Here is a 23,257-nt window from a genome sequence, read left to right as displayed (position 1 = left end):
GCCCATGCTCAAGCGATCCAGCAGGGCGCAACGCATCCTTCTTCCACTGCTCAATTGTTTCTGCATCGTGCTGCTCTGGCAGTATGCCGTAACCCATCGGTGGATCAGTGCTCTCAGCCTCGCGGCGCCTTTCGAGGCCACAAGGGTGGCCGCGAGCAGTTTCCACATCTTGCTGCCGCATATCCTGGCGACGACCTACGCGACCTTGCTGACATTCCTGCTGTCGTCGGTGGGCGGCGTGCTTCTGGGCGCGCTTCTCATGCATTGGCGCAACTTCCGCCTCGCGGTTTATCCGAGCCTGATCATGTTCCAGCTGCTGCCCAAGATCGCGCTGGCGCCGCTCTTTGTCGTCTGGTTCGGTGTCAATATCCTGTCCCGGCTGTCCTTTGCCAGCTTCATCGCATTCTTCCCCATTGTCCTGGCTACGCTGGCGGGACTTCGCGCCACCGATCCGCTTGTGCTCAACCTGTGCCGGTCGGTGCGGGCGTCTCCGGCGCAGATCTTCTGGCAGGTTCGGCTGCCCTATGCCGTCCCGCTGATCATGAGCGGATTGAAGGTCGGGATGACGCTGGCGATTACGGGCGTGATCGTCAGCGAGTTCGTCACCGCCCAGAGCGGGCTGGGCTACATCATTGTGTTCTCTTCCTCGAACCTGCAGATCGATCTGATGTTCGCGGCCCTGGGCTGGGTGTCGCTGATCGGCCTGGCGTTCTATGGCGCCGTTCTTGTGCTCGAGCGTATCGTTCTGGCGTGGCTGGGCGCCCCGATGACGGGCGGGATGTCGCGTCCAGGCGAGGCGGTGCCATGACCGTAAAAACGCGAGCTGGATTCTGCCGGCAAGCCATTGGTCCTGTCCTTTCCCTGAACCCACACTGCCATGCCAAAGAAGATCAGCCTGTCAGCCAAAGCCAGCCGGACCAAGGCGCAGTCCCCGGCGCCTCTGTTCGCCGACACGCCTTTGATGGAGAGGGTGGGCTTTCTGATCCGCCGGCTGCATCAAATTCACGTCGCGCTGTTTGTCCAGGAGGCCGGGGATCTCGACATCACGACGATTCAGTTCACGGCGCTGTCGATCCTTTATCAGCGCGGCGAAATCGACCAGAGCGAGCTTGCGGTGCAGGTCGGTATGGATCGGACCAACGTCTCGGATGTCGTGCGCCGTCTTCTGGAGCGCGGCTATATCACCGTGCGTGTCAATCCGGCCCACGGCCGCAGACGCCTGATCGGACTCACCGGGGAGGGGACCACTGTTCTGAAAATGGTGGATCGGCGCGCGTTATGCGCCCACGAGCGCACCGTCGCGGCGCTGGCCGAATCGGACCGGAAAATCTTTGCCGTGCTGCTTCAGCGTCTGGTGCAGGAGCAGAACGTGTCGGGCCGTTCGCCGCTTCGCCTGAAATAGACCTGCGGGGTGGCAGGTTTGTTGGATGCGGTCCGGGACGGCGTCGCAGCGCTTCCCGGGGATCCGCGGCGGCAGGCTTGTCCGCGGGGCTTTCGTAACGTCTTTGACCGGACTGCGGAATGGATCGTTTCAACCTCGGCACGCATTCGAGAGCGATTTCGACCACGTCGCCGGACGCGCAGCACTGGTTCGATCTCGGCCTGAACTGGTGCTTTGGCTTCAACAAGAATGAGGGCATAAAGTGCTTTTGGAAAGCGCTTGAATTCGATTCCGGCTGCGTGATGGCGCATTGGGGCATCGCCTATGGCAGCGGACCTTTCTATAACCTGACCTGGCGCGAGCATGGCGAGGAAGAGGCGAATGCCTCCGCGAAAACTGCCTTCGCGCATATTGAGGCAGCGCGCGCGCTGTCAGGCACGGCGACGGACCTCGAAAATCGCCTGGTCGAAGCGCTGGCCTGCCGGGTCCAGAAGCCGCATGCCGTTCTCCCTACGGAGTTCGATCGTTGGGACGATGATTACGCTGCCGCATTGCGCAGGGTCTACTACGATTATCCTGACGACCATGACGTGATGGCGCTTTTTGTCGAAGCGTTGATCACGCGGACGCCAAGACGGCTGTGGGACGTCAGGACCGGCTTGCCGGCGAAAAATTCGGACGTCATCGAAGCGCTCGAAATATGCGACCGCGCGATCGAACTCGCCGACCGGCAGGGCGTCAAACCGCACCCCGCCATCGTACACTTGCATATCCATGCCCTTGAAATGTCAAACGAGCCGCAACGTGCAATGCGCTCGGCGGAGACGCTCGCTACCCTGTGCCCCGATGCCGGTCACATGAACCACATGCCGGGGCATGTCTACATGCTGTGCGGCGACTACCAGCGGGCCAAGGCCGCCAGCGAACAGGCGATCATCGCCGATGACATGTATCTCGATTATGCCGGGCCGCTGACTTTCTACACCGTCGCATGCGCGCACGATCTTCACTTGATGATGTACGCCTGCATGTTCATGGGCAGGTACAGGGATTCGATCGACACCGCGAACAGGATGTGCCGCCTGCTCAGCAAGGAAGTCCTGAGCGTCAAGGACCGCCCGAAATTCGCGATGAGCCTGGAAGGCTATTATTCGATGAAGACCCATGTGATGGTGCGTTTCGGGCGCTGGCAGGAGATCATCGACGAGCCGTTGCCGGACGATCCCGACCTTTATCTCGTGTCGACGGCGATGCATCACTATGCCAAGGGCATCGCTCACGCGTCACTGAAGCATTTCGACGATGCCGACGAAGAACGCAGGCGCTTTCACGCCAGTCTGCAGCGCATCCCGTCCGAGCGAAGGTTCTTCAATAACGACGCCCATGCGATCCTGGCGGTCGGCGAGAAGATGCTGGATGGGGAGTTGGAATATCACAAGGGTCATTACGACGCGGCCTTTGCTCACTTGCGGGAAAGCGTCCGCCGCGACGATCATCTCGAATATATCGAGCCCTGGGCCTGGATGCATCCGCCAAGACACGCGCTGGCGGCGCTGTTGATGGAACAGGGCCACCGCGATGAAGCCGAAGACATCTATCGCGATGATCTGGGCCTGAGCGGGAAGATTCAGCGCTGCGCCCAGCATCCCGATAATGTCTGGGCGCTTCATGGCCTGGTCGAATGCCTGCAAAGACGCGGCGAGCGCCGCGAATTGCCGGGTTTGCAGGAGAAGCTTGCCGTCGCATTGGCGCTTGCGGATGTGCCGATAACGTCGTCATGCATGTGCAGGATGAAGGTCGATGCCGATGTTGCAAGCTGCTGTTGCAGCTAGGGCGCGGAGCCATCAAATTTCCTGATATGCCGCAGCAGCGTGTGGCGCAGAGTAACATTGAGTATCGTCGTCATTCCGGGGCGACGCATAGCATCGAACCCGGAATCTCGAGATTCCGGGTCTGGTCCTACGGACCATCCCGGAATGACGAATAATATTGAATTCGGCGGATTAGCCTAACGGGCGCGAAGCGCGGTCCGATGACGGGCTCGGGCGTAATCCGCGGCCTCGGCGACTAAAGCTCAATGGCAATCGATATTGAATAGGTATGTGGAGCCGTAACGGCGGATGACGCTGCGCTAATCCGCTCCACCAGCCACGGTTGCCTTGAACAGATTTGGTTTTCAAAGCGCAGGCACCTATCGCGGTCGTCAACGTTGCCTCCTTCCTCGCCTTGACTCGATTCAGGTCGCAGGTATTATGTATAGACATTTACCCGGGGCGAACGAGCTGCCGGGGGAATTTGACTTCGCCTCACTCCAATGCCGCTGCGGGGGATCCGGGGATGTACAAGTATCGCAAGAATATTGTTGCCGCCGCCCTCGGTGCGTTCGCGCTTTTCGTGACAGGGGCCGCGCAGGCTCAGCAACCCGTTCGGATCGGGCAGGCCATCACGGGCATGAGTTTCTTTCCGATCTGGGCTGCCCGTGCGCTCGGCTCGTTTGAAGCGCAGGGCTTGACGCCGGCCGTGTCGATCACGGGCGGAGATCCAACCGCGCTTGCCGCCCTCGATGCCGGCGATGTCGATCTCGCTGCCGTCGGCTCCGAAGCGATGCTGCGGGCCACGGCCAAGGGACAACCATTCCAGATCGTCTATTCGCTGATGTCGCAGGTGACACTTCAGCTCGTGGTGTCTCCCGCGTTCTTGCAGAAGACCGGGGCAAAGCCCACCGATCCCATCGAAAAGCGGCTCGCCGCGCTCAAGGGCGCGGTGATTGGCGTGAGTGCGATCGGAGGCATCGAGGAATCGCTGGCGCGCTGGCTGGCCTTCAAGGGCGGGCTAAATCCAAAAACGGATGTCACCATCGTGCAAGTGGGCGGTCCGCCGGCTCATCGGATGGCGTTGGAGAACAAGACGATCGATGCGTTTATTCTTTCGCCGCCGGAGCCTTATCTGGCGGAGAAATCGGGAGCGGGGACCGTTTTCATCAAGTTGAGCGACGATTTTCCGCAATTGGCTCGGATTCCTTACCTGATCTTCGTGGCGAAGAAGCCGGTGGATCCCAAAACCTCTGACCTTATCGTGAAGGCGATCCGCGCTGTGCAATCGGCCAGTGCGGAAGCCATTGCCAAGCCGGACGCGGTCGGCGGCGCGATCGCCACGAAGTTTTTCCCGAAAGCGGATCCTGACGCCATTGTTGCAGCCTTGAAGGCGATGGATCCCGGCGTTGCCGAGGCCGGAAAGCTCGATGCCGGCAATATCCAGAATCTTCTGACCCTTTCGAAGGAAATGGGCGCGGACTCGGGCAAGGAGAGCAGCCCGAAGGCGTCGGAGGGCGATCTCTGGAGCAACGCCTTCGTCGAGAAAGCCCTCGCAAAGTGATGCTCGATCGGCTCATGCCGCGCGGGCCGGAGAACGGCCTGCAGCGCGGACAATCGGTCAAGGATTAAAGGCAGATTGGCTTCCGGCCAGCGCGTGATCTCCTCGTTCTCCAACTCTCGTTTTGACCAAATAGTATCTTCCAGAAAACAAGTTAAATGTCGCATCCGCCGCTTGGAGAAGAGTTTATGGCGCCAGCGCCCGTTCACCCGCAAGACCTTCGCAGTTTTCTTTCCAGCTATGAGGCGGAACATCCCGGCAAGGTGGTGTACATCAAGGATGAGGTCGATCTCGACTACGACACCACCGCCATCACGTTCGAATATGAAAAGCACGGCAGTCCCATTCTCATTTTTGAAAATGTGAAGGGTTCCCGCTTTCCCGTCATCATGAACCTGTTTGGTACAAGGGACCGCTTCGCCGCGGCTCTCGGCGTAACGGAAGACAGGCTGATTGACCGCTGGGCCAACAATGACGTTGTTCCGGTTGCGCCGAAGTTGGTGAAGACGGGGCCGATTCTGGATGTGGTTCTCAAGGGCGCCGAGGTCGATCTGAACTATTTGCCGATCATGCGGCATTTCATTCAGGATGGCGGAAGCTATCTCACCAACGCGATGTTCATTGCGAAGGATCCGGAAACCGGCGTCAGGAATGCGTCGTTTCACCGGCTGCAGCGCAACGGCAAGACCCGCTTCGGAACCAGCCTTCATAGCCGCCGTCATCTCTGGAACTATGCCCGCAAGGCGAGCGCCATGGGACTGAAGGAGCTTCCCGTCGTGATCGTGGCCGGATGTCATCCCCTGATTACGATCGGTTCCGGTCTCTGGAAGGGGCCGATCTCCACCGACGAATATGAAGTGGCGGGCGGCTTTCTCGGTCAACCGCTGGAGATCGTCAGCGGTGTCACGGGTCCGATCGAGATACCCGCGCATGCCGAGATCGCGATCGAGGGCAGGTTGATACTCGACGCCGACGAGGACGAAGGTCCTTTCGGCGAATTCACGGGCTATGCTTCGGAGCGCTCGACGCGCAATGCCGTGGAAGTCACCGGGATTCTGCATAGGAAGGACGCGTTCTATCATACGGTCGCTCCCGGGATCTCGGACGAGCACACGCTGCTGCTGGGAATCTCCCAGGAAGCGCGCCAGCTCAAGTCGCTGCGTGTGCAATATCCCAGCGTCACCGCGGTTCACTATCCGAAGTCGGGCACCTGTCTTCTTCATGCCTATGTCTCGGTCAAGGATCCCGCGCCCGGCGAGCCCAGCAATATTGCCGCCGCGGCCTTCGGCGACAATTTGAGCCTGAAACTCGTGATCGTGGTCGATGCCGACGTCGATGTTTTCGACGAGGAGCAGGTGATGTGGGCGGTGTGTACGCGTTTCCAGGCCGACACCGACATGGATGTGATCCGCAACGGGATGGGAGCGATTTTGGATCCCTCCAATCGCGACGGCGCAACGGCAAAGCTGATGATCGACGCGACCTGCAAGAAGCGGCCTTACGCGGCGCGGCATACATTGCCGGATGCCGTGCAGGAGAAGGCGCGAAAACTGGTGCTGGGAAAGCTTTAGATTCTTTCTTGACGCGTTTTCTTCATACCAACCGGTATCTGCTTCGGTCAAAAACGCTTCAGATATCGAGCGGCAAGTTTGCCAGTCCCGTCAGGGCCGGTGAGTCATCCAGGATCAGATAGGTCGGAATCTGTTCCAGCATCGTTGAGAACCGGCCCTTGCTCTCGAACCGTTGCCGGAAAGAGGATGCCGCGAAGGCTTCCTTGAAGCGCAGCAGGATTCCGCCGGCGATGTAAACGCCGCCGAAGGCGCCGATGGTCAAAGCGAGGTCGCCGGCGACGCTTCCCAGAAATCCGCAGAAATAGTCAAAGGCCTTGATGCAGTTATTGTCGGAACCGTGAAGCGCGTGCCGGGTCACGTCGGCAGGGGTGAGCATCAGTGCCTCGATGCCCTGGATTGCGCAAAGCGCCTCGTAAAGATTGACCAGCCCGGCGCCGCTCAGGACACGTTCGGCGGAAACATGGGTCCAGCGTTTGCGCAGGATTCGCACGATCGCGAATTCCTCTTCCGTCGAGGCTGCTAGGGTGGTGTGGCCGCCTTCGCCGGCCACCAGCACCCAATCGGCGCCGTGCGGGATCAGGGAACTCATCCCCAGACCCGTTCCGGGACCGACGACACCGATGTTTCCAGTGCCGCTGGTGGGCATCCCAACCACATATCTTTCGCTTTCGGCGAGATGGGGAATGGCCTGGGCGGTCGCCGCGAAATCGTTCACGACCTTCAGCGACGCCAGGTTCAGGCTCCGCTTCAGTTCCTCGACGGAAAACGACCAGGTCTTGTTCGTCATCGTGATCTGGTCGCCGCTGACGGGAGCCGCAATCGCGATCGCGGCCGAAAGCCCGGAACGCTCTTCGGCTGGAAGCACGGCCAGGTAATCCACGATGGCATCGTGGAGCGTGTCGTATCGCCCATCTTCCACGGTGCTCAGGCGCGAATAGCGGCCGTTCTGGGCCAGCGCGAACCGGGCATTGGTGCCGCCGATATCGGCGATCAGACGTAATCCGTTCACGGATGGCTCCCTTCCATGGGCTCTGCATGCCAGCCCTGTGGAAGCTGGAGAGCGGCGCTGGAAGTTCAATAGCAGAAAATGGCCGCTTTGCGGAACAAGGTAGCCCGGATGAGTGGAGCGAGATCCGGGCTACGCCTGTCGAGGGCCGAAGAGCCGTCGCAACGGCTGGCTCTTCGGTCCTTGGCGCATTCGCTGTTAGTGAAGACCGCCGGTGACGTGAAGCGTTTCGCCGGTGACATAGGAGGCATCGTTTGACGCGAAGAAGGCGACCGCCGCTGCGATCTCCTCGACGGTGCCGATCCGCCCGAGCGGCGTGACGGATTCGATCCACTTGCGCATGTCGCCCTCGGCGAGACCGGCGGAGACAACGCCCTCGGTGGCGATCATGCCGGGATTGACGGTGTTGACTCGGATCTTGCGAGGCGCCAATTCCTTGGACAGTACGGAGGAGATGGCGTCCACCGAGGCCTTTGTCGCCGTGTAGACGGCGGCGTTTGGCGGTGCAATCGTCGACACCCCCGAGCTGATATTGATGATGCTTCCGCCCGCGGGATTGAAATGACGCACGGCTTCCTGCGAAACCAGCAGAAGCCCAAGCACGTTGAGATCGAAATGCTTGTGGAAGTGTTCGGCCGTGATGCCATCCAGCGGTGCGAATTCGTAGATACCCGCATTGTTGACGAGGATGTCGATCGCGCCAAGCGCCTTGACGGTCTCGGCCACCACACTTTTCACAGCCTTGGCGTCGCTCAGATTGCCATGGACGGCGATGGCTTTGCCGCCCTTGCCTGTGATGCCAGCCACCACGCGGTCGGCGGCCTGCTTGCTGGCGCTGTAATTGACGGCAACCGCAGCGCCCTCTGCGGCAAGGCGGGCCGCGATTTCGGCGCCGATGCCCTTTGATGCCCCGGTTACGAGCGCCACTCTGCCTTCAAGTCTTCTGGTCATTCCTGATCTCCATGATCGCGCCGAGGCGTCGATTGTTCGATAGTTCAGTAATAATGAACTATTGAATGAGTTCAAGGTCGTGCTATATCTTTGGGCATGGCTCAATTCGTTCACCCGTCGCGAGAGGACATCACGTTGGCCGGAGTGCTTGCAGCGCTCGCGGACCCGATGCGGCTGCGCATCGTCAAAAGCCTGATGGAGCAGAACGATTGCATGTCCTGCACGGAAGCAGCGCCGTGCCCGAAGATGGCCAAATCGACCCTGTCGAACCATTTTCGGATTTTGCGCGAATCCGGCTTGATCCAGACCTCAAAAAAAGGCGTCGAGCACCGCAATGTCGTCCGAACCGCTGACATCAATGCGCGCTTTCCCAGATTGTTGAAAACGATCCTGAGCTATCCGGACTGAAGTCATTCAAGGTCGTCGGGTGAGTTTGGGCCTTCTGCGAATCCCACCGCTGGAGGATTGCAATGGGTGGATATCGCTCCGGTCCGCCACTCTACGTGCTGCGATAGATGTCGCCGCATGAGCGGAGCAAAATTCGGTTGAAAATCATCCCGAATATCGCTGCGCTTAACCGAACTACGCTTGCTGGTACAATCTGCCAATTGCACCAGAAAAAAGAATCTGATCGCACGCATCGCGGTGCGTTTATCGCTTGAAATATTTTAGGTGCGATGAGAGTTTGTTCGAACTTCAGATCGGCACAGACCGATCGATTTTGGGAAGGGAATTTATGCGAGTTCGTTTACTCACTCTGGTGTCGCTGATGCTCACATCGGCTTCGGGATATGCCGTTGCCGGCGAAGCGGCCTGCGTGGCTTTGAAAAACCAGAATTCCGTGCCGGATCTGACGGTCATTTCCGCCAAGATGGTTTCCGCGGATCCGACGCAACAGCTTCCCCCATTCTGCGAAGTCGCCGCCGAAATCAAGCCCGTCGCCGGATCGAACATCGGTGTCGTTTTCAGATTGCCTGAGGAATGGAATGGGAAATTCCTCGGCGTCGGTGGCGGAGGATTTTCCGGGAACGTCACCCTTGCAGGCGCGGCGCACGGATTGTCGAAGGGCTATGCCGTAGCTGGCACCGATACTGGTCATCCGAGCAGCAGCATCACCGACGGCTCGTTCATGATCGACAGGCCGGGGCATGTAAATCCGGTTGAACTGGACGATTTCGGGTATCGCTCGATCCATCTGATGACGACGACCGGAAAGGCGCTGGTCGCGAAATATTACGGACGGCAACAGGCCAGGGCCTATTTCGAAGGCTGCTCCACCGGAGGACGGCAGGGCTTCAGTGAAGTCCAGCGCTATCCGGAAGATTATGATGGCGTGATATCCGGCGCGCCGGTTTACGACCTCAGAGTTCAGACCAGCGGCTTGTTTCGATTGCAGGCGCTCCGCAAGGATCCCGAGAGCCTCGTTACCTACCAGCAGCTGGATCTGATCCATAACGCCGTGAATGAGGCGTGTGACGCGGCAGATGGGGTTCGTGACGGGATCATTTCCGACCCCTTGAGTTGTAAATGGGATCCTGCCGCACTTGCCTGTCGTCCGGGCGAAGAAGGGCCGGCTTGTCTGACTGCAAAGCAGGTCGTCGCGGTCAGGCAGAGTTATGACGGCACCAGATCATCGGCTGGCGCGATCGCCGCCTGGCCGCTTATGCGCGGTAGCGAACTTGCATGGGGGCCGCGTTCGATCGGTGGGACAGCCGATAATCCTCTCGGCCAGAATTACTCGCTGAGCATCCGGTATTTGATGACGTTCCTCTACGGAGACGCGGATCATCCCTGGAAGACCGCTACTGCGGATCAGATCATGAGCGAGCTGAACGCAAGCCCGGTCGCAAAGGCGTTTCAAGATAACAATCCGGATGCCTCTAGCTTTATCAAGCGGGGAGGCAAATGGATCATGTGGCACGGCCTTCAGGATCCGGGACCGAGTCCGCTCGGCACGATCGAGTATTTCCAGGCCGCGAGAAAGGCTACGTCCCAAGCCCTCGAAATTTCCGAGTCCGATCTCGACGACAAGATGCGATTGTTCCTGGCGCCGGGCGTCTATCATTGCCGCGGCGGTCCCGGCCCGGATCAATTCGATATGCTTTCGGCGATAGATACATGGGTCGATCAGGGCAAGGCCCCCGACAATGTTCTCGCTACCAAGGCAAATTCGGATTTATCGCGACCGCTTTGCCCTTATCCAACGGCGGCCCACTACAATGGTGAAGGCGATACAAAGTCGGCCCGAAGTTTTTCATGCCACTAAACAAGCGTGGCGCGTAGGAGGACGGATTAGTTCGACGGGTCCGCGCGAAACGCGGCCCGATGATAGGTTCCGGCGTGATCCGCCGCGGCGACGAAAGCTCGATCGTAGTTCCTGTTGAGCAGATGAGCGGAGCCGCGACGGCGGATTAGGCTCCGCTCATCCATCTTATGAGCTAATCGCCGCCATCGGCCGCAAGGCGCAGGAACTGACGCTTCATCGCGTTGACCCCGGAGAGATAGGCTGCAACGAGGTGATCGCCGCAGCGCTCGCCGGCCAACATCTGAAAGTGACGGCGGGCGTAGGCGGTGGCGGGGCCCGCGCCGCAGAGATGGATAAGGGCCGCAAGATCCTGCTTCTGCAGCGGGCTTGCCTTGACGTTATCAGTGCGGTCGAGAACGTCAGCGACATGGCGGTCCAGATACACGGAGGCCAGCTCGATGGCGTGGCTCGGGAATGCGCGGATGTAGGGGCTGAACCCGCAGCCGGCATCCGTGACCGTGTTGTCCCGGATACAGAACCGCGCGGCCTCGGCGTAGGCGCCATCGGTCATCTGGAACAGGCCGACGGCGCTGGAGGCGGGCTGGTAGATCGCGAACGGATTGAGGCTCCATCGCCAGCGCCAGTAGGTGCGATCCACCGGATTGCCCGAGCTCTCGACCTGTGCCAGTGCCGCCAGCAATTCCGGCGCGATCGTAGGGGTCGAATAGGCCCGGAACAGCGGCCCGTATTGCCGCCACGTCTCGGCCGGTTCCTTGTCGAGCCGATGGCCGACGAAGAAGAACAGCTCGGTCGGCTTGTGGATCACATGATAGACGAGGTTCGTCAACGCAACGGCCGCAAGCAGGATCGCCACCACGCCTGCGATCCGGGCCGCCCGCGTCGTTTTCGCAAGCTTGCTTCGCGCCCACCGTGCGCTCCGCCGCCAGCGGCGAAGGCGATGGAGGAAGGGTTTGCTTTTTCTTGGCATGCGGGGGGAGCGGGTAGGGCGGATTAGCCAAAGGCGTAATCCGCCACCTTGGCGAGCAAAGCTCGATAGCAATTTATATTGGTCTAGGCCTTTTTTACGAATTCCGATTTCAGATTCATCGCGCCGATGCCATCGATCTTGCAGGCGATGTTGTGTCCGTCGGTCGCGTCCGTCAGACGGATGTTCCTGACCTTGGTGCCTCCCTTGACGGTCGATGACGACCCCTTGACCTTAAGATCCTTGATCACGATGACGCTGTCCCCATCCGCAAGCACATTGCCATGCGCATCGCGCACGCCCGCCTCAGGTGAGGTCTCCGCGCCCGCTCCGCCGCCCTCGGCGTTCCATTCATGGGCGCATTCCGGACAAACCCAAAGACCCCGATCCTGATAGGTGTGCTCGGAATTACATTTCGGGCAGTTCATTGCATTGTCCATTATCGACCTGATACTCGTCCGGGCTCATCGAGCCATAGCCCATAGAGCGGATTAGTCGAAGGCGCAATCCGCCGGCTTCGACGATGCCTGTTAAGGTATCTGGACGGTAGATATTCATCCTGTGATTGTAGATCGAATAAACAGAAAGGGTCGCCGAAAGGCCGCCCCTTTGCTTGATGGATGCCCGGGCCAAGCCCGGGCACGACGATCATCTGGAGATCACGAACACCCCGTCGTACTGCCACACGTATCGCACTTCATGCATGTGCCATTGCGCACCAAGGTGAAGTTGCCGCACTCCGAGCACATCTCGCCTTCGTAGCCTTTGGCCTTCGCCTCGGCGCGGCGTTCGGCCTTGCTGGGTGCCGCGGCGGCGCTGCCGGGCTTGCTCCATTGCAGGGCTTCCAGCTTCTCGGTCGGCGACAGGTCGTGCTGGGATTCCTGCTTCAGCGCGACCGCGCCTTCGATGGTGTCGGCCGAACGAGCCGCCGGCGCGTGGGAGGAGAGGGCGGTGACGTTTCCGCCGAGCGCGCCACTCGGCGCGCCATTCTCTCCAGCAAGGGGCGAAGGTCCGCTGCGCATGATCACGAGGTTGTCCGTGCGCGAGCGGGTCAGGCCCTTCGACAGGTATTTGGTGGCCTGGTGGCCTTGCGCGTCGTCGGGTGTCTTGCCTTCGCCGACGCCCTTGCCGAGCGCGTCGAAGCCCGACTCGTTGGGATCGACATGGGCGAGGTCGAAGCGCGACATGTAGCTGACCGCAAGTTCGCGGAACACATAGTCGAGGATCGAGGTCGCGTATTTGATGGAATCGTTGCCCTGCACGGGCCCCGCGGGCTCGAAGCGGGTGAAGGTGAAGGCGTCGACATATTCCTCCAGCGGCACGCCATATTGCAGGCCGAGCGAGACCGCGATGGCGAAGTTGTTGATGAAGGAGCGCAGCGCGGCGCCTTCCTTGTGCATGTCGATGAAGATCTCGCCGAGCCGGCCGTCGTCATATTCGCCGGTGCGCAGATAGACCTTGTGACCGCCGACCACCGCCTTCTGGGTATAGCCCTTGCGGCGGTCCGGCATCTTCTCGCGCTCGCGCATCACCACGATGCGCTCGACCAGCTTCTCGACGATCTTCTCCGAGATCTGCGTGGTGCGCGCGGCCATCGGCTTCTCGTAGAGTGCCTCGATCGCATCGTCATCGTCCTCATCGTCGGCGATGAGCTGCGAATTCAGCGGTTGCGACAGTTTGGAGCCGTCGCGGTAGAGTGCGTTGGCCTTCAGCGCCAGCTTCCAGGACAATAGATAGGCGGATTTGCAATCCTCCACCGTGGCGTCGTTCGGCATGTTGATGGTCTTGGAGATCGCCCCCGAGATGAAGGGCTGCGAAGCCGCCATCATGCGGATGTGGCTTTCCACCGACAGGAACCGCTTGCCGATCTTGCCGCAGGGGTTGGCGCAGTCGAACACCGGGTAGTGCTCGGCCTTCAGATGCGGCGCGCCTTCCACCGTCATCGCGCCGCAGATATGCACGTTGGCGGCCTCGATCTCGCGCTTGGTGAAGCCGATCGCGGCGAGCAGGTCGAAATTCGGCGCGGCGATGGCCTCGGCGCCGATGCCGAGCGTGTCGCGAATGAAATCCTCGCCGAAGGTCCATTTGTTGAAAGCGAACTTGATGTCGAACGCGGTCGGCAGCGCCTTTTCCACCTTGGCAATGGCTTCGTCGGTGAAGCCCTTGGCTTTCAGCGTGGAGGCGTTGATGCCGGGCGCGTTGGAGAGCGAGCCGTGGCCGACGGCATAGGCCTCGATCTCCGCGATATCGCTTTCGCGGTAGCCCAGCGCGCGCAGCGCCTCGGGGACGGCGCGGTTGATGATTTTCCAGTAGCCGCCGCCGGCGAGCTTCTTGAATTTCACCAGCGCGAAATCGGGCTCGATGCCGGTGGTGTCGCAATCCATCACGAGACCGATGGTGCCGGTCGGCGCCACCACGGTCACCTGCGCGTTGCGGTAGCCGTGCTGTGCGCCGAGTTCGAGCGCGGCGTCCCAGGCGGCCTTGGCGCGCTCGACGATGGCGGTTTGCGGCACGCTTGCATAATCCAGCGGCACCGGATTGACGGCCAGCGCCTCATAGCCGCGGCTTTCACCATGCGCGGCGCGGCGGTGGTTGCGGATCACCCGCAGCATGTGCGCCGCGTTCTTCTTGTAGCCGGGGAACGGGCCGAGCTCGGCCGCCATTTCGGCCGAAGTCCGGTAGGCGACGCCGGTTATGACGGCGGTCAGCGCGCCGCACAGCGCGCGGCCTTCCTTGCTGTCATAGGGCAGGCCCATGGTCATCAACAACCCGCCGATATTGGCGAAGCCCAGCCCCAGCGTGCGGAATTCGTAGGACAATTCCGCGATCGCCTTGGACGGGAACTGCGCCATCATCACCGAGATTTCGAGCACCAGGGTCCACAGCCGGCACAGATGCTCGTAGGACTCGACATCGAACAGCTTGGTCGTGGTGTTGTAGAAGGTGATCAAGTTGGCGGACGCCAGGTTGCAGGCGGTGTCGTCCAGGAACATGTATTCCGAGCATGGATTGGACGCGCGGATATCGCCGGACGCCTTGCAGGTGTGCCAGTCGTTCATCGTGGTGTTGAAGTGCAGGCCGGGATCGGCCGAGGCCCAGGCGGCGTAGCCGATCTTCTCCCAGAGATCGCGCGCCTTCAGCGTCTTGGTGATCTTCTTGTTGGTGCGGCCGATCAGGTTCCAGTCGCCGTCGGTCTCGACGGCGCGCAGGAAGTCGTCCTTCAGCGACACCGAATTGTTGGAGTTCTGGCCGGAGACGGTGAGGTAGGCTTCCGAATCCCAGTCGGTGTCATAGATCGGGAAGTCGATGTCCTTGTAGCCCTGCCTGGCGAACTGGATCACCCGCTTGATGAAATTGTCGGGCACCATGGCGCGGCGCGCCAGCTTGATCTCGCGGCGCAGCGCCGGGTTCTTTTCGGGATCGAAGCAATCGTCGCCTGAGCCCTCGCAATTGACGCAGGCCTTCATCACGGCCTTCAGGTGCTTCTGGTTGATCTTGGAGCCGGTGACGAGGGCGGCGACCTTCTGCTCCTCCTTCACCTTCCAGTCGATATAGGTCTCGATATCCGGGTGATCGGCGTCGACCACGACCATCTTGGCCGCGCGGCGCGTGGTGCCGCCGGACTTGATCGCGCCCGCGGCGCGGTCGCCGATCTTGAGGAAGCTCATCAGGCCGGACGAGCGGCCGCCGCCGGAAAGCTTTTCGCCTTCGCCGCGCAGCCGCGAGAAGTTGGAGCCCGTGCCGGAGCCGTATTTGAACAGGCGCGCCTCGCGGACCCAGAGGTCCATGATGCCGCCCTCGTTGACGAGGTCGTCATCGACGCCCTGGATGAAGCAGGCGTGCGGCTGCGGATGCTCGTAGGAGGATTTCGATTTGGTGAGCTTGCCGGTCTTCCAGTCGACGTAATAGTGGCCCTGGCCCGGTCCGTCGATGCCATAGGCCCAATGCAGCCCGGTATTGAACCATTGCGGCGAGTTCGGCGCCACCATCTGCTTGGCCAGCATGAAGCGCAGCTCGTCGAAGAAGGCGCTGGCGTCTTCTTCGGTGGAGAAATAGCCGCCCTTCCAGCCCCAATAGGTCCAGCAGCCGGCCAACCGGTCGAACACCTGCTTGGCGGAGAGCTCGCTGACATAGCGCTCGTTCTCGGGCACGGCGGCCAGCGCATCGGTGTCCGGCACCGATCGCCACAGCCAGGACGGCACGGTCTCTTCCTCGACCTTCTTCAGGCGCGCGGCGACGCCCGCCTTGCGGAAATACTTCTGCGCCAGCACGTCGGAGGCGACCTGTGACCAGAATTCCGGCACCTCGACATTCTCGAGGCGGAAAACCACCGAGCCGTCGGGATTACGGATCTCAGACGTCGTCAGCCTGAAATCGATCCCCGCATAGGGTGACTGGCCTTGGGTGGTGTTGCGCCGTTCGATTCGCATAGTCGTGCCCCGTTCTCTTTATTTGCCGGCCCGCTGCCCCGCGGCGCCGCATCTACATTCCCGAAACGAAAATCCGGTCACGGCGGTATTCCGCAGTCCGGCGGTTCGTTAGCTCAGCCGGCGAATCCGGCTTGTTTCTGTTCAACGCCCCAACGCTTTACCTGAGCCGGTTCTGGCTCGTTTTATGCCCGCGAAATCCCCGAAATTCAGGGCAGAAAATCCCTTCACCCGCGGCCTCGACCGGCTGGCGGAGTGGTCATTCTGGAACCCTTGGGGAGCGACCGGCGGGAACCCAAAACACACTCGCGCCGAACAGGTCGAAAGCTAGGACAAGTCCGGGACGCGCGTCAAGGAATAGTGCGAGTTTCTGAATCAAACACTAAATATGGTGGAAAAAGGAAAGCAACAGGGGTCAAACCGCGCCCGTTGTTGAGCCAAGTATCAGTGAGTCCTCAGGGATTCCCAAGGAAAAAAATGGGTCCGTGGGCCAGGAATGCCCGCTGCGCCCGCTGTTCACAGGGGCACCATTTATTAGCGCTGCGGGGTTGCGGTTTTGAGACTCACGTAAACCTGCGGACAGGTCCGGGTAGGCATGTGCTCCAGCCGGTGGCATGATGCCGCGACAGGCGGCAAAGAGGCCGCCGATTCTCCAACCTTCATCCCTTTCATGACAGACTCAAAACCGGCGCAGGCGCGGGCGCGAGTGGCACCCGCGGGCCTGATGTTCCTCGCCATTACCTCGATCGGCTGGGGCTTCAACTGGCCCGTCACCAAATACCTGCTGGGCGAATTGCCGCCGCTGACCTTTCGCGGCATGACCGGCGTGATCGGCGCCGCGCTGTTGGCGGCACTCGCGCTCGCGCGCGGGCAGAGCCTCAAGGTCAGCCCGGCGCTGTGGCCGCGCCTGATGCTGGCGGCGCTGCTCAATGTGACCGGCTGGATGGTGCTGATGGCATTCGCGCTGCTCTGGCTGCCGGCGAGCGAAACCGCGCTGATCGCCTATACCATGCCGGTCTGGGCGGCGATGCTGGCCTGGCCGGTGCTGGGCGAGCGGCCGACCTTGCTGCGGAGCATCGCGCTGGTGATGGCCTTCGCGGGGCTTGCGGCAATCATGGGCGGCAACGGCGTGTCGGCGAGCGTGACGAAATTGCCTGGAATCGTCATGGCGCTGGTGGGTTCGATCGGATTCGCGCTCGGCACCGTGCTGGCCAAGAAATTTCCGCTGTATTTGCCGCCGATCACGTCGGCGGCCTGGCAGATCGGCCTTGGCTGTTTTCCGGTGGCCATCATCGGCCTGACGATCGAGACCACGCACCTCGAGGCGGTGACACGACTCGGCTGGATGCTGCTGTTCTATTCGACGGTGATCCAGTTCTGCGTCGCCTATGTCGCCTGGTTCGCCGCGCTGGCGCGGCTGCCGGCCTCGGTCGCGGCGATCGGCACCATGGCGGTGCCGGTGATCGGCGTCACGGTATCGGCGCTGACGCTGCATGAACCGCTCGGGCCCGGCCAGATCGCGGCGCTGATCTTCACGCTGGCGGGGGTGGCGCTGGCGGCGCGATCGTGACATCGGCGGTTTCGGACCGGAGCCAAATCAACCAAGACAAGCGGTAATCAAAACAAAAGGACGGCGCGGAAAGCGCCGTCCTCGAATCGTTTTGGTGGTCTCAGGCGCGGTTACGGGCAGGGATGCCGCGCGCCGTCATAGCCGAGATAGGTGCCGGACGCCGGATCGTAGGAGCGATATCTCTGCGCGCAATAGGCAGACGCGTCGCCGCCGGGAACAATCGGCACGACACTGTCGTCACTGTCATCGACATACGAATCGTCATAGCCAGGGCCGTAGCCATAGTAGCCCGGACCGTCATAACCATAGGCATCCGAGGCCAGCGCACCACCGATCACGGCTCCCGCGATCGCGCCGGGAATGAAGGCGCCGCCGCCGCCGCGGTGAAAGCCGCCGCGATAGCCGCCGCCGGCAAAGTGGCCGCCCCCGCCGCGCCGCATGCCGCCACCCATGTGGCCACCGCCCATATGGACTCCGCCCATGTGACCGCCGCCACCATGGCCTCCTCCGTGATGCTGGGCGAAGCTTGCCGTCGGCGTCAGCATCGGCAAAGCCAGGGCGATCGCGGCTACGGTACTCAAAACCCTCAAACTCATCATTTTCATTTGGCTCCAATTGCGGGACCCGTACCAACCGTTTCGGCGGCCGACGGTTCCCGCGCCGCGCGCCGATCGCACGCAAATGGACCGTGGAGGGATGGAAATGTATGCGGAATGAACGCATTACGTCGATTTCGCGACAATTCGTCACCGCCGCCGACTGGGCCACGGTCCGCATGGCCGAACTGGACATTTCGGCCGGCCGGTGGCATCAGAGCCGTAGTTCTCTCGAACCGGTCCGGCCCTGATGAAACAGTTCCTGCTCAAGATGTTCACGTGGTGGAACGGCCAGACCTTCGGCACCCAATTGTGGACCTGGCGCTTTGGCGAACTGGTCGGCGCGGACGAGCAGGGCAACCGCTATTATCGCACCCGCGGCGGAAAGATCGATCCGACGCTGCATTTCGAGCGGCGCTGGGTGGTCTATAACGGCTATGCCGAGGCGACCCGTGTGCCGCCGTCCTGGCATGGCTGGCTGCATCACACTGTCGACGTGCCGCCGACCGATGAGAACTACACGCCGCGCGAATGGGAAAAGCCGCATGTGCCGAACATGACCGGCACGCCCAGGGCTTACCGGCCGTCCGGCTCGACGCTGGCCAGCGGCCGCCGCCCCAAGGCTACCGGCGATTATCAGCCGTGGACGCCAGGAAACTAAGCGACGCCAGAAAACTGGGCGTCGTTATTTCCCGATCGGCCAAAGCACTGCGCGTGGTCGCGCGCGGGCCGTAGGATATATGGCTTTGGATAGATAGCCCTGCTGCTGGTTAGCGACGGCTCTCTCTCGTAGTCGCGCGAGCGGTTTCGCCCGCGCATAATAATGGCTCTCGGCTCCGACAGAATCGGAACCGAGGCGCAGGCCTAGGCCAGCCGTACGGGAGCAAAATCCTGTTTGCGTCGGTAAGCCAGGAAACCCATCGCCGAGAATCCGAGCACCATCATCGCCCATGTCGAGGCTTCCGGAACAGCCGCGACCTGGAAGGTGTCGATTGGCTCGTTGATCGGCGGACCAAAAGGTGCTTGGCCGGACGGGTCGTCAAAGGAGTTGGCCAGGCTGTAGGAGTTTTGAAGATCATACAGATTAAAATACTCACCGGCCGTCGTCGTCAGGGTAATGCCGCCAACGTCAAGGAACGAAGACGTGTTCGTAAAGCCTTGATTTGAATTGGGCCCGGCAGGGAAGTACAGACGGTTCGTGGTATCGAAACTCGGATTTGACGAGCCGGATACGCCGCTGATCGTGAACGTGCCTACCGCGCCGCCATCACTATCGGTAATGGTGCCGGTAGCGCCCGTCACGTCGTAGTACAAGCCTGTGGCGTCGAGCGATGCGGTAAAAGTGCCGCTTCCGCTCACGCTCGGTCCGTTAAAGTCGAAAATAAAAACGTCTGCCCTCGCTGCCGGAGAAGCCGCGATCGCGGCCATTGCAATAGCGGAGGCAATGACGGTGCGTGTAATGTTCATTCCGGTGCCCTCCTCGGTTAAATAGGCATCCGCAGATTAAATGGTCGGCTGATGCCGGAAAATTAAAATATTTAATAATGTATTTATATTTATCTTCTCATCCTGAGGTTGTCAACGGATCACGCCCAATTTCCCCGCTAGGAAAACGCCGCCCCCTCTCGAACCGGAGGGCCGACATGACCCGCGGCCGCAACTGCTTGCGGCATTCAAACCAAGGCCAAACTGCTTGATCCGGTTAGTCTTTGTCCGTCTGCAAAAGCCCTAATCTGCGCCCGAGCCATTGGGTGGTGGTCGCCTGGATCAGGATCGTTGCGAGGATGGCGATGAAGGTTACCGACGCGATCATCGGCGCGCCCGGCGCTTTCATGCCGGACAAGAGACCCGCCAGCGCCGCCGGAATGACGCCGGTCTCGCGGGTCCAGCACATGAACAACATCTCGCGAAAGCTCCATCGCGCGCGGCGGTCCGGCAGCGTACACAGGAAGACGGTTGCCGGCCGCGCCACCAGCATCAGCACGGCGACCACCGCGACGCCGCCTAGCCAGTACTGGCGCATCAGGCCGAAATCGACCTGCGCGCCGAGCAGGATGAAAATGAACACCCGCATGATGAACGCGGTGGTCAGCACATATTCGTCGAGCTTTTGCGCCTCGCCGGTTTCCATCTTGAAGCCGAACGATTCCTTGTTTCCCAGCATGATGCCGAACACGAACACCGCCATGAAGCCCGAGGCCTCAAGGCCGGTGGCGACGAAATAGGCGCCGATCATCGCGACCAGCGTGACGACGGGGGCATATTCGGCGAGGAAGGCCCATTTTTCATGGGCGATCAGAAGGGCCGCCAGATAGCCGAGCGCGATACCGGCGACGATGCCGACGACGGACTGCTTGACGAGATCGAAGATCGACGCCGTCAGCGAGAATTCGCCGCTTCCGGTCGCGATGGCCAGCACGGTGAAGGTGACGATCGCGGCCATCGCGTCATTGAACGCGGACTCGCTCATCACGGTTTGCGCCACCCGGTCGCGGATGCGGACCTGCCGGAAGATCGGCACCAGCGTCGCCGGATCGGTCGAGGCCAGCGTCGCCCCGAGCAGCAGCGCCACGATGAGAGGAACACCAAACACGGCATGCGCGGCGAGGCCGGTGATGCCGGCGGTGATCAGCACGCCGATGGTGGCGATCACGACGATGGTGATCCAGACCTGCTTCAGGACATCGAAGCGCAGCGAGGCGCCGCCGTCGAACAGGATATAGCTCGCGCCGAACAACAGAATGATCTCGTTCAGCGGCGAATCCGCTTTGATGTCGATCAGCCCCAGCGCCTGCGGACCGATCGCGATGCCGATGACCAGAAATAGCACGACATCGGGAATCCGAATCTTCTGCGCCAGGAAAGCGGCGAGGGTGCCGATCGCCAGAACCAGCCCGCACGACAACAGCGTATGCTTGGCGATCTCAATTGAGGCAGAAGTGTCCACGCCACATTACCGGGTTCAATTCAGCGCCTTCAGCCATACGCCGATTTCGCTGGCGGCGACATTGGCCTGCTGTAACAGCTTGCCCATGGTGAAGAAACCGTGGAATTGGCCCGGAAATGTCCGGTGCGTCACCGGCACGCCGGCTTTCCTGAGACGCACGGCATATTCGTTGCCTTCGTCGCGCAAGGGATCGGCGCCGGCGGTCAGCACATAGGCGGGCGGCAGTCCGGCCCGTGTTTCGGCCTTCGCCGGCGAAGCGCGCCAGTCGTGAATATCGGCGGCGCCGTTGAGATAATGGTCGCGAAACCACCGCATCACCGAATGCGTTAGCAGGACGCTGGTCTCGGGTTCGCTGTGCGAGGGATGCGTCATCGCAAAATCGACGGCGGGATAGATCAGCACCTGGCCAGCGATCGCCGGGCCGTCGCCATCGCGCGCCGCGATCGCGACCACGGCGGCGAGATTGCCGCCGGCGCTGTCGCCGCCGACGCTCAGCCGCGCCGCGTCGATGCCGAGTTGTTTGGCGTTGGCTGCGATCCATTTGGTCGCGGCGATGGCGTCATCGGCGGCGGCCGGGAATTTATGTTCGGGCGCCAGCCGATAATCCACCGACACCATGATCAACCGGCCTTCGTCGGCGAGCCTGCGGCACACCACGTCGTGGGAATCGAGATTGCCGATCACCCAGCCGCCGCCGTGGAAGTAAATGAGACACGGCGCCAGGCCGCCCGCCTGCCGCAGCCTCAACGGCGTATAGACGCGGGCCGGAATCGAACCGTGAGGGGCCGGGATCGCAAGCGGCTCGACCGATTTCAGTTCGGGCGGCTCGGGATTGGTGACGGCGCGGCCCTTCAGATAAAGCTCGCGCGCTTCCACCGGTGAAACCGTTTCATAAGGCGGCCGGCCAGCTTCCTGAAAGGCCCTGTAGACTTCGGCGGCATCGGGATCGAGAACGACGGGCATGATCGAAAAGCCTTCTGTTTTTTATCTGTCGTTCCGGACGACTCCAACGGGTCCGCGCAAAGCGCGGCCCGATGACAGGCTTCGCGGCGATCCGGCCGACCAGTGGCGCAGGTGGCGGCGACCGCCCTTTCCCTGCCGTATTCGGCATGTTAACCGGATGCCCAGTGGGCGGCTCATTAGATCATAAAATGTACAATGGCGTTCAGCCCGATTCGCCCTTAAAGCCGCGCGAGATGTTTCGAACCATTGCCCTGACTGGCCTTGCGGCCCTGCTTGCCGCTGCGACGATCACGCTTGCGCCGCCCGCGCGGGCGCAGATCGGTAATATTTTCTCCGATCCGGCGCCGCGGCCGCCTGGTGGTATCCCGCGTGGTAATCAAGCACCCCCGCCGGATGAGGAGGAAGATGTGCCCGAGTTGCCGCAGGGCCGCGTTCTGCCGGCTCCTGGCCGATTGCCGCCGGGACAGGGTGTGCCGCCTCCGGGCGCGGTGCAGTCGCAGCCTTTGCCGCCGCCGCCCGGCGTGGCCGTCGCTCCGCAGAATGCGCCACCCGCCGCCGCGGGTGTACCGCCGCAGCAACCGGGTCAGGGCGTTGCCGTCGCGCCGCCGGGATCCGGCCCGCTGCCGGGATTGCCGCCAGGACAGCGCCAGCCCAAAGGCGTTCCCCAGACCGGCGTTCCGCAAACACCGGCCACCTTGCAGCCGGGTGATGAAGTCGTCACCGAGCCGCCGGCGCAGAAGATCGTCAACAAGAAGGCAAGTTTTTCCGGTCTCGACAAGATCACCGGCCGCATCATCAATTTCGACGAGGACATCGGCGAAACCGTGCAATTCGGCGCGCTGCGGATCAAGACCGACGCCTGCTATACCCGCCCGGCCACCGAGGCCGCCAACACCGACGCCTTTGTCGAGGTCGATGAGATCACCTTGCAGGGCGAGGTGAAGCGAATCTTTTCGGGCTGGATGTTTGCGGCAAGCCCTGGCCTGCACGCGGTCGAACATCCGATCTATGACGTCTGGCTGAACGACTGCAAGATTCCCGACACCACCGTCGTCAGCGCGCAGCCCGATCCGCCGAAACCCGCGCCGCCGCCGCCTTCGGCACAGAAGCGGCCGCCGGGGCAAAAGCAGGCCGTTCCTCCGCGTCCGCCGTCGTTGCAACAGCAGGTGCAACAGCCGCCTCCGCCGCCGCCGCAACCCCAGCAGCAGCCCGGTGGCCTGTTCGGGGTTTTCCGGTAAAAAGC

At 61.5% G+C, this 23,257-nt stretch carries 19 protein-coding genes; 10 read left to right on the top strand and 9 right to left on the bottom strand.

Features of this window, described 5'->3' with window-relative positions; translation table 11 throughout:
- The first annotated feature begins 4 nt into the window (after nt 1-4).
- The 5 genes from HB630_RS21755 to HB630_RS21735 all read left to right on the top strand — a co-directional run bounded on the left by HB630_RS21755 (nt 5) and on the right by HB630_RS21735 (nt 6,324).
- Nucleotides 5-808 carry an ABC transporter permease gene (locus HB630_RS21755; RefSeq protein ID WP_213774515.1) on the top strand — a complete coding sequence of 268 codons (804 nt, stop codon included), beginning with the start codon at nt 5-7 and terminating at the stop codon, nt 806-808.
- A 69-nt stretch (nt 809-877) separates the two neighbouring features.
- Nucleotides 878-1,402 carry a MarR family transcriptional regulator gene (locus HB630_RS21750; protein ID WP_213774514.1) on the top strand — a complete coding sequence of 175 codons (525 nt, stop codon included), beginning with the start codon at nt 878-880 and terminating at the stop codon, nt 1,400-1,402.
- Nucleotides 1,403-1,521: 119 nt separating this feature from the next.
- The gene (locus HB630_RS21745) at nt 1,522-3,213 is read left to right on the top strand and encodes a hypothetical protein (protein WP_213774512.1); all 1,692 of its coding nucleotides are present in this window, start codon (nt 1,522-1,524) and stop codon (nt 3,211-3,213) included.
- 505 nt (nt 3,214-3,718) lie between these two features.
- Nucleotides 3,719-4,756, top strand: coding sequence for an ABC transporter substrate-binding protein (locus tag HB630_RS21740; RefSeq protein WP_213774511.1), 1,038 nt, complete (start codon nt 3,719-3,721; stop codon nt 4,754-4,756).
- Nucleotides 4,757-4,941: 185 nt separating this feature from the next.
- Nucleotides 4,942-6,324, top strand: a complete 1,383-nt coding sequence (locus HB630_RS21735; protein ID WP_213774509.1) for a UbiD family decarboxylase — start codon at nt 4,942-4,944, stop codon at nt 6,322-6,324.
- Between the two features lie 58 nt (nt 6,325-6,382).
- Here HB630_RS21735 and glk read toward each other — a convergent pair whose 3' ends face one another.
- Together glk and HB630_RS21725 are read right to left on the bottom strand one after the other, a co-directional pair.
- A complete protein-coding gene (gene glk / locus HB630_RS21730) occupies nt 6,383-7,333 on the bottom strand; it encodes a glucokinase (RefSeq protein ID WP_213774508.1) in 951 nt (316 codons plus the stop codon).
- 195 nt (nt 7,334-7,528) lie between these two features.
- Nucleotides 7,529-8,281, bottom strand: a complete 753-nt coding sequence (locus HB630_RS21725; RefSeq protein ID WP_213774507.1) for a glucose 1-dehydrogenase — start codon at nt 8,279-8,281, stop codon at nt 7,529-7,531.
- A 96-nt stretch (nt 8,282-8,377) separates the two neighbouring features.
- Here HB630_RS21725 and HB630_RS21720 point away from each other — a divergent pair, with 96 nt between their 5' ends.
- Together HB630_RS21720 and HB630_RS21715 are read left to right on the top strand one after the other, a co-directional pair.
- Complete coding sequence (locus HB630_RS21720; protein ID WP_213774505.1) at nt 8,378-8,689, top strand: helix-turn-helix domain-containing protein; 312 nt, start codon at nt 8,378-8,380, stop codon at nt 8,687-8,689.
- A 277-nt stretch (nt 8,690-8,966) separates the two neighbouring features.
- Nucleotides 8,967-10,547, top strand: coding sequence for a tannase/feruloyl esterase family alpha/beta hydrolase (locus HB630_RS21715; protein WP_213774504.1), 1,581 nt, complete (start codon nt 8,967-8,969; stop codon nt 10,545-10,547).
- A 172-nt stretch (nt 10,548-10,719) separates the two neighbouring features.
- Here the strand turns inward: HB630_RS21715 and HB630_RS21710 are convergent, their stop codons facing one another.
- The 3 genes from HB630_RS21710 to HB630_RS21700 all read right to left on the bottom strand — a co-directional run bounded on the left by HB630_RS21710 (nt 10,720) and on the right by HB630_RS21700 (nt 15,941).
- Complete coding sequence (locus HB630_RS21710; RefSeq protein WP_213774502.1) at nt 10,720-11,514, bottom strand: transglycosylase SLT domain-containing protein; 795 nt, start codon at nt 11,512-11,514, stop codon at nt 10,720-10,722.
- Nucleotides 11,515-11,597: 83 nt separating this feature from the next.
- Nucleotides 11,598-11,951: a zinc ribbon domain-containing protein YjdM gene (locus tag HB630_RS21705; protein ID WP_213774501.1), complete on the bottom strand. Its 354-nt coding sequence runs from the start codon at nt 11,949-11,951 to the stop codon at nt 11,598-11,600.
- A gap of 219 nt (nt 11,952-12,170) precedes the next feature.
- A complete protein-coding gene (locus tag HB630_RS21700; RefSeq protein ID WP_213774499.1) occupies nt 12,171-15,941 on the bottom strand; it encodes a vitamin B12-dependent ribonucleotide reductase in 3,771 nt (1,256 codons plus the stop codon).
- Nucleotides 15,942-16,608: 667 nt separating this feature from the next.
- Between HB630_RS21700 and HB630_RS21695 the strand changes: the two genes are divergently transcribed.
- The gene (locus HB630_RS21695; RefSeq protein ID WP_213774498.1) at nt 16,609-17,508 is read left to right on the top strand and encodes a DMT family transporter; all 900 of its coding nucleotides are present in this window, start codon (nt 16,609-16,611) and stop codon (nt 17,506-17,508) included.
- A gap of 110 nt (nt 17,509-17,618) precedes the next feature.
- Here HB630_RS21695 and HB630_RS21690 read toward each other — a convergent pair whose 3' ends face one another.
- Nucleotides 17,619-18,107 carry a BA14K family protein gene (locus tag HB630_RS21690; RefSeq protein ID WP_213774496.1) on the bottom strand — a complete coding sequence of 163 codons (489 nt, stop codon included), beginning with the start codon at nt 18,105-18,107 and terminating at the stop codon, nt 17,619-17,621.
- Nucleotides 18,108-18,354: 247 nt separating this feature from the next.
- Here HB630_RS21690 and HB630_RS21685 point away from each other — a divergent pair, with 247 nt between their 5' ends.
- Nucleotides 18,355-18,765 carry an NADH:ubiquinone oxidoreductase subunit NDUFA12 gene (locus HB630_RS21685; protein WP_213774494.1) on the top strand — a complete coding sequence of 137 codons (411 nt, stop codon included), beginning with the start codon at nt 18,355-18,357 and terminating at the stop codon, nt 18,763-18,765.
- Nucleotides 18,766-18,968: 203 nt separating this feature from the next.
- Here HB630_RS21685 and HB630_RS21680 read toward each other — a convergent pair whose 3' ends face one another.
- From HB630_RS21680 to HB630_RS21670, 3 genes are all read right to left on the bottom strand, one after another.
- On the bottom strand, nt 18,969-19,571 hold the full coding sequence (locus HB630_RS21680) for a PEP-CTERM sorting domain-containing protein (RefSeq protein WP_213774491.1): 603 nt from the start codon (nt 19,569-19,571) through the stop codon (nt 18,969-18,971).
- Nucleotides 19,572-19,806: 235 nt separating this feature from the next.
- Entirely contained in the window at nt 19,807-21,051 is a 1,245-nt protein-coding gene (locus HB630_RS21675) for a sodium:proton antiporter (RefSeq protein ID WP_213774489.1), read from the bottom strand.
- Between the two features lie 15 nt (nt 21,052-21,066).
- The gene (locus HB630_RS21670; protein ID WP_213774487.1) at nt 21,067-22,014 is read right to left on the bottom strand and encodes an alpha/beta hydrolase; all 948 of its coding nucleotides are present in this window, start codon (nt 22,012-22,014) and stop codon (nt 21,067-21,069) included.
- Nucleotides 22,015-22,247: 233 nt separating this feature from the next.
- On the opposite strand from HB630_RS21670, the gene HB630_RS21665 reads away from it, so the two are divergent.
- Nucleotides 22,248-23,252 carry a DUF2155 domain-containing protein gene (locus tag HB630_RS21665; protein ID WP_213774485.1) on the top strand — a complete coding sequence of 335 codons (1,005 nt, stop codon included), beginning with the start codon at nt 22,248-22,250 and terminating at the stop codon, nt 23,250-23,252.
- The last annotated feature ends 5 nt before the right edge of the window (nt 23,253-23,257 follow it).

This window comes from Bradyrhizobium sp. dw_78, assembly GCF_018449525.1.
Classification (GTDB): Bacteria; Pseudomonadota; Alphaproteobacteria; order Rhizobiales; family Xanthobacteraceae; genus Bradyrhizobium.
The sequence above is the reverse complement of the archived record's forward strand: the minus strand, read 5'-3'. Positions and strand labels throughout refer to the sequence as shown.

Excerpts from the sequence above, each read along its gene's own strand:
- HB630_RS21670 (WP_213774487.1), bottom strand. The coding sequence starts at position 22,014 with ATGCCCGTCGTTCTCGATCCCGATGCCGCCGAAGTCTACAGGGCCTTT.
- HB630_RS21725 (WP_213774507.1), bottom strand. The coding sequence starts at position 8,281 with ATGACCAGAAGACTTGAAGGCAGAGTGGCGCTCGTAACCGGGGCATCA.
- HB630_RS21720 (WP_213774505.1), top strand. The coding sequence starts at position 8,378 with ATGGCTCAATTCGTTCACCCGTCGCGAGAGGACATCACGTTGGCCGGA.
- HB630_RS21665 (WP_213774485.1), top strand. The coding sequence starts at position 22,248 with ATGTTTCGAACCATTGCCCTGACTGGCCTTGCGGCCCTGCTTGCCGCT.
- HB630_RS21745 (WP_213774512.1), top strand. The coding sequence starts at position 1,522 with ATGGATCGTTTCAACCTCGGCACGCATTCGAGAGCGATTTCGACCACG.
- HB630_RS21680 (WP_213774491.1), bottom strand. The coding sequence starts at position 19,571 with ATGAACATTACACGCACCGTCATTGCCTCCGCTATTGCAATGGCCGCG.
- HB630_RS21755 (WP_213774515.1), top strand. The coding sequence starts at position 5 with ATGCTCAAGCGATCCAGCAGGGCGCAACGCATCCTTCTTCCACTGCTC.
- HB630_RS21700 (WP_213774499.1), bottom strand. The coding sequence starts at position 15,941 with ATGCGAATCGAACGGCGCAACACCACCCAAGGCCAGTCACCCTATGCG.
- HB630_RS21705 (WP_213774501.1), bottom strand. The coding sequence starts at position 11,951 with ATGGACAATGCAATGAACTGCCCGAAATGTAATTCCGAGCACACCTAT.
- HB630_RS21710 (WP_213774502.1), bottom strand. The coding sequence starts at position 11,514 with ATGCCAAGAAAAAGCAAACCCTTCCTCCATCGCCTTCGCCGCTGGCGG.
- HB630_RS21695 (WP_213774498.1), top strand. The coding sequence starts at position 16,609 with ATGACAGACTCAAAACCGGCGCAGGCGCGGGCGCGAGTGGCACCCGCG.
- HB630_RS21750 (WP_213774514.1), top strand. The coding sequence starts at position 878 with ATGCCAAAGAAGATCAGCCTGTCAGCCAAAGCCAGCCGGACCAAGGCG.
- HB630_RS21685 (WP_213774494.1), top strand. The coding sequence starts at position 18,355 with ATGAAACAGTTCCTGCTCAAGATGTTCACGTGGTGGAACGGCCAGACC.
- HB630_RS21735 (WP_213774509.1), top strand. The coding sequence starts at position 4,942 with ATGGCGCCAGCGCCCGTTCACCCGCAAGACCTTCGCAGTTTTCTTTCC.
- HB630_RS21740 (WP_213774511.1), top strand. The coding sequence starts at position 3,719 with ATGTACAAGTATCGCAAGAATATTGTTGCCGCCGCCCTCGGTGCGTTC.
- HB630_RS21690 (WP_213774496.1), bottom strand. The coding sequence starts at position 18,107 with ATGATGAGTTTGAGGGTTTTGAGTACCGTAGCCGCGATCGCCCTGGCT.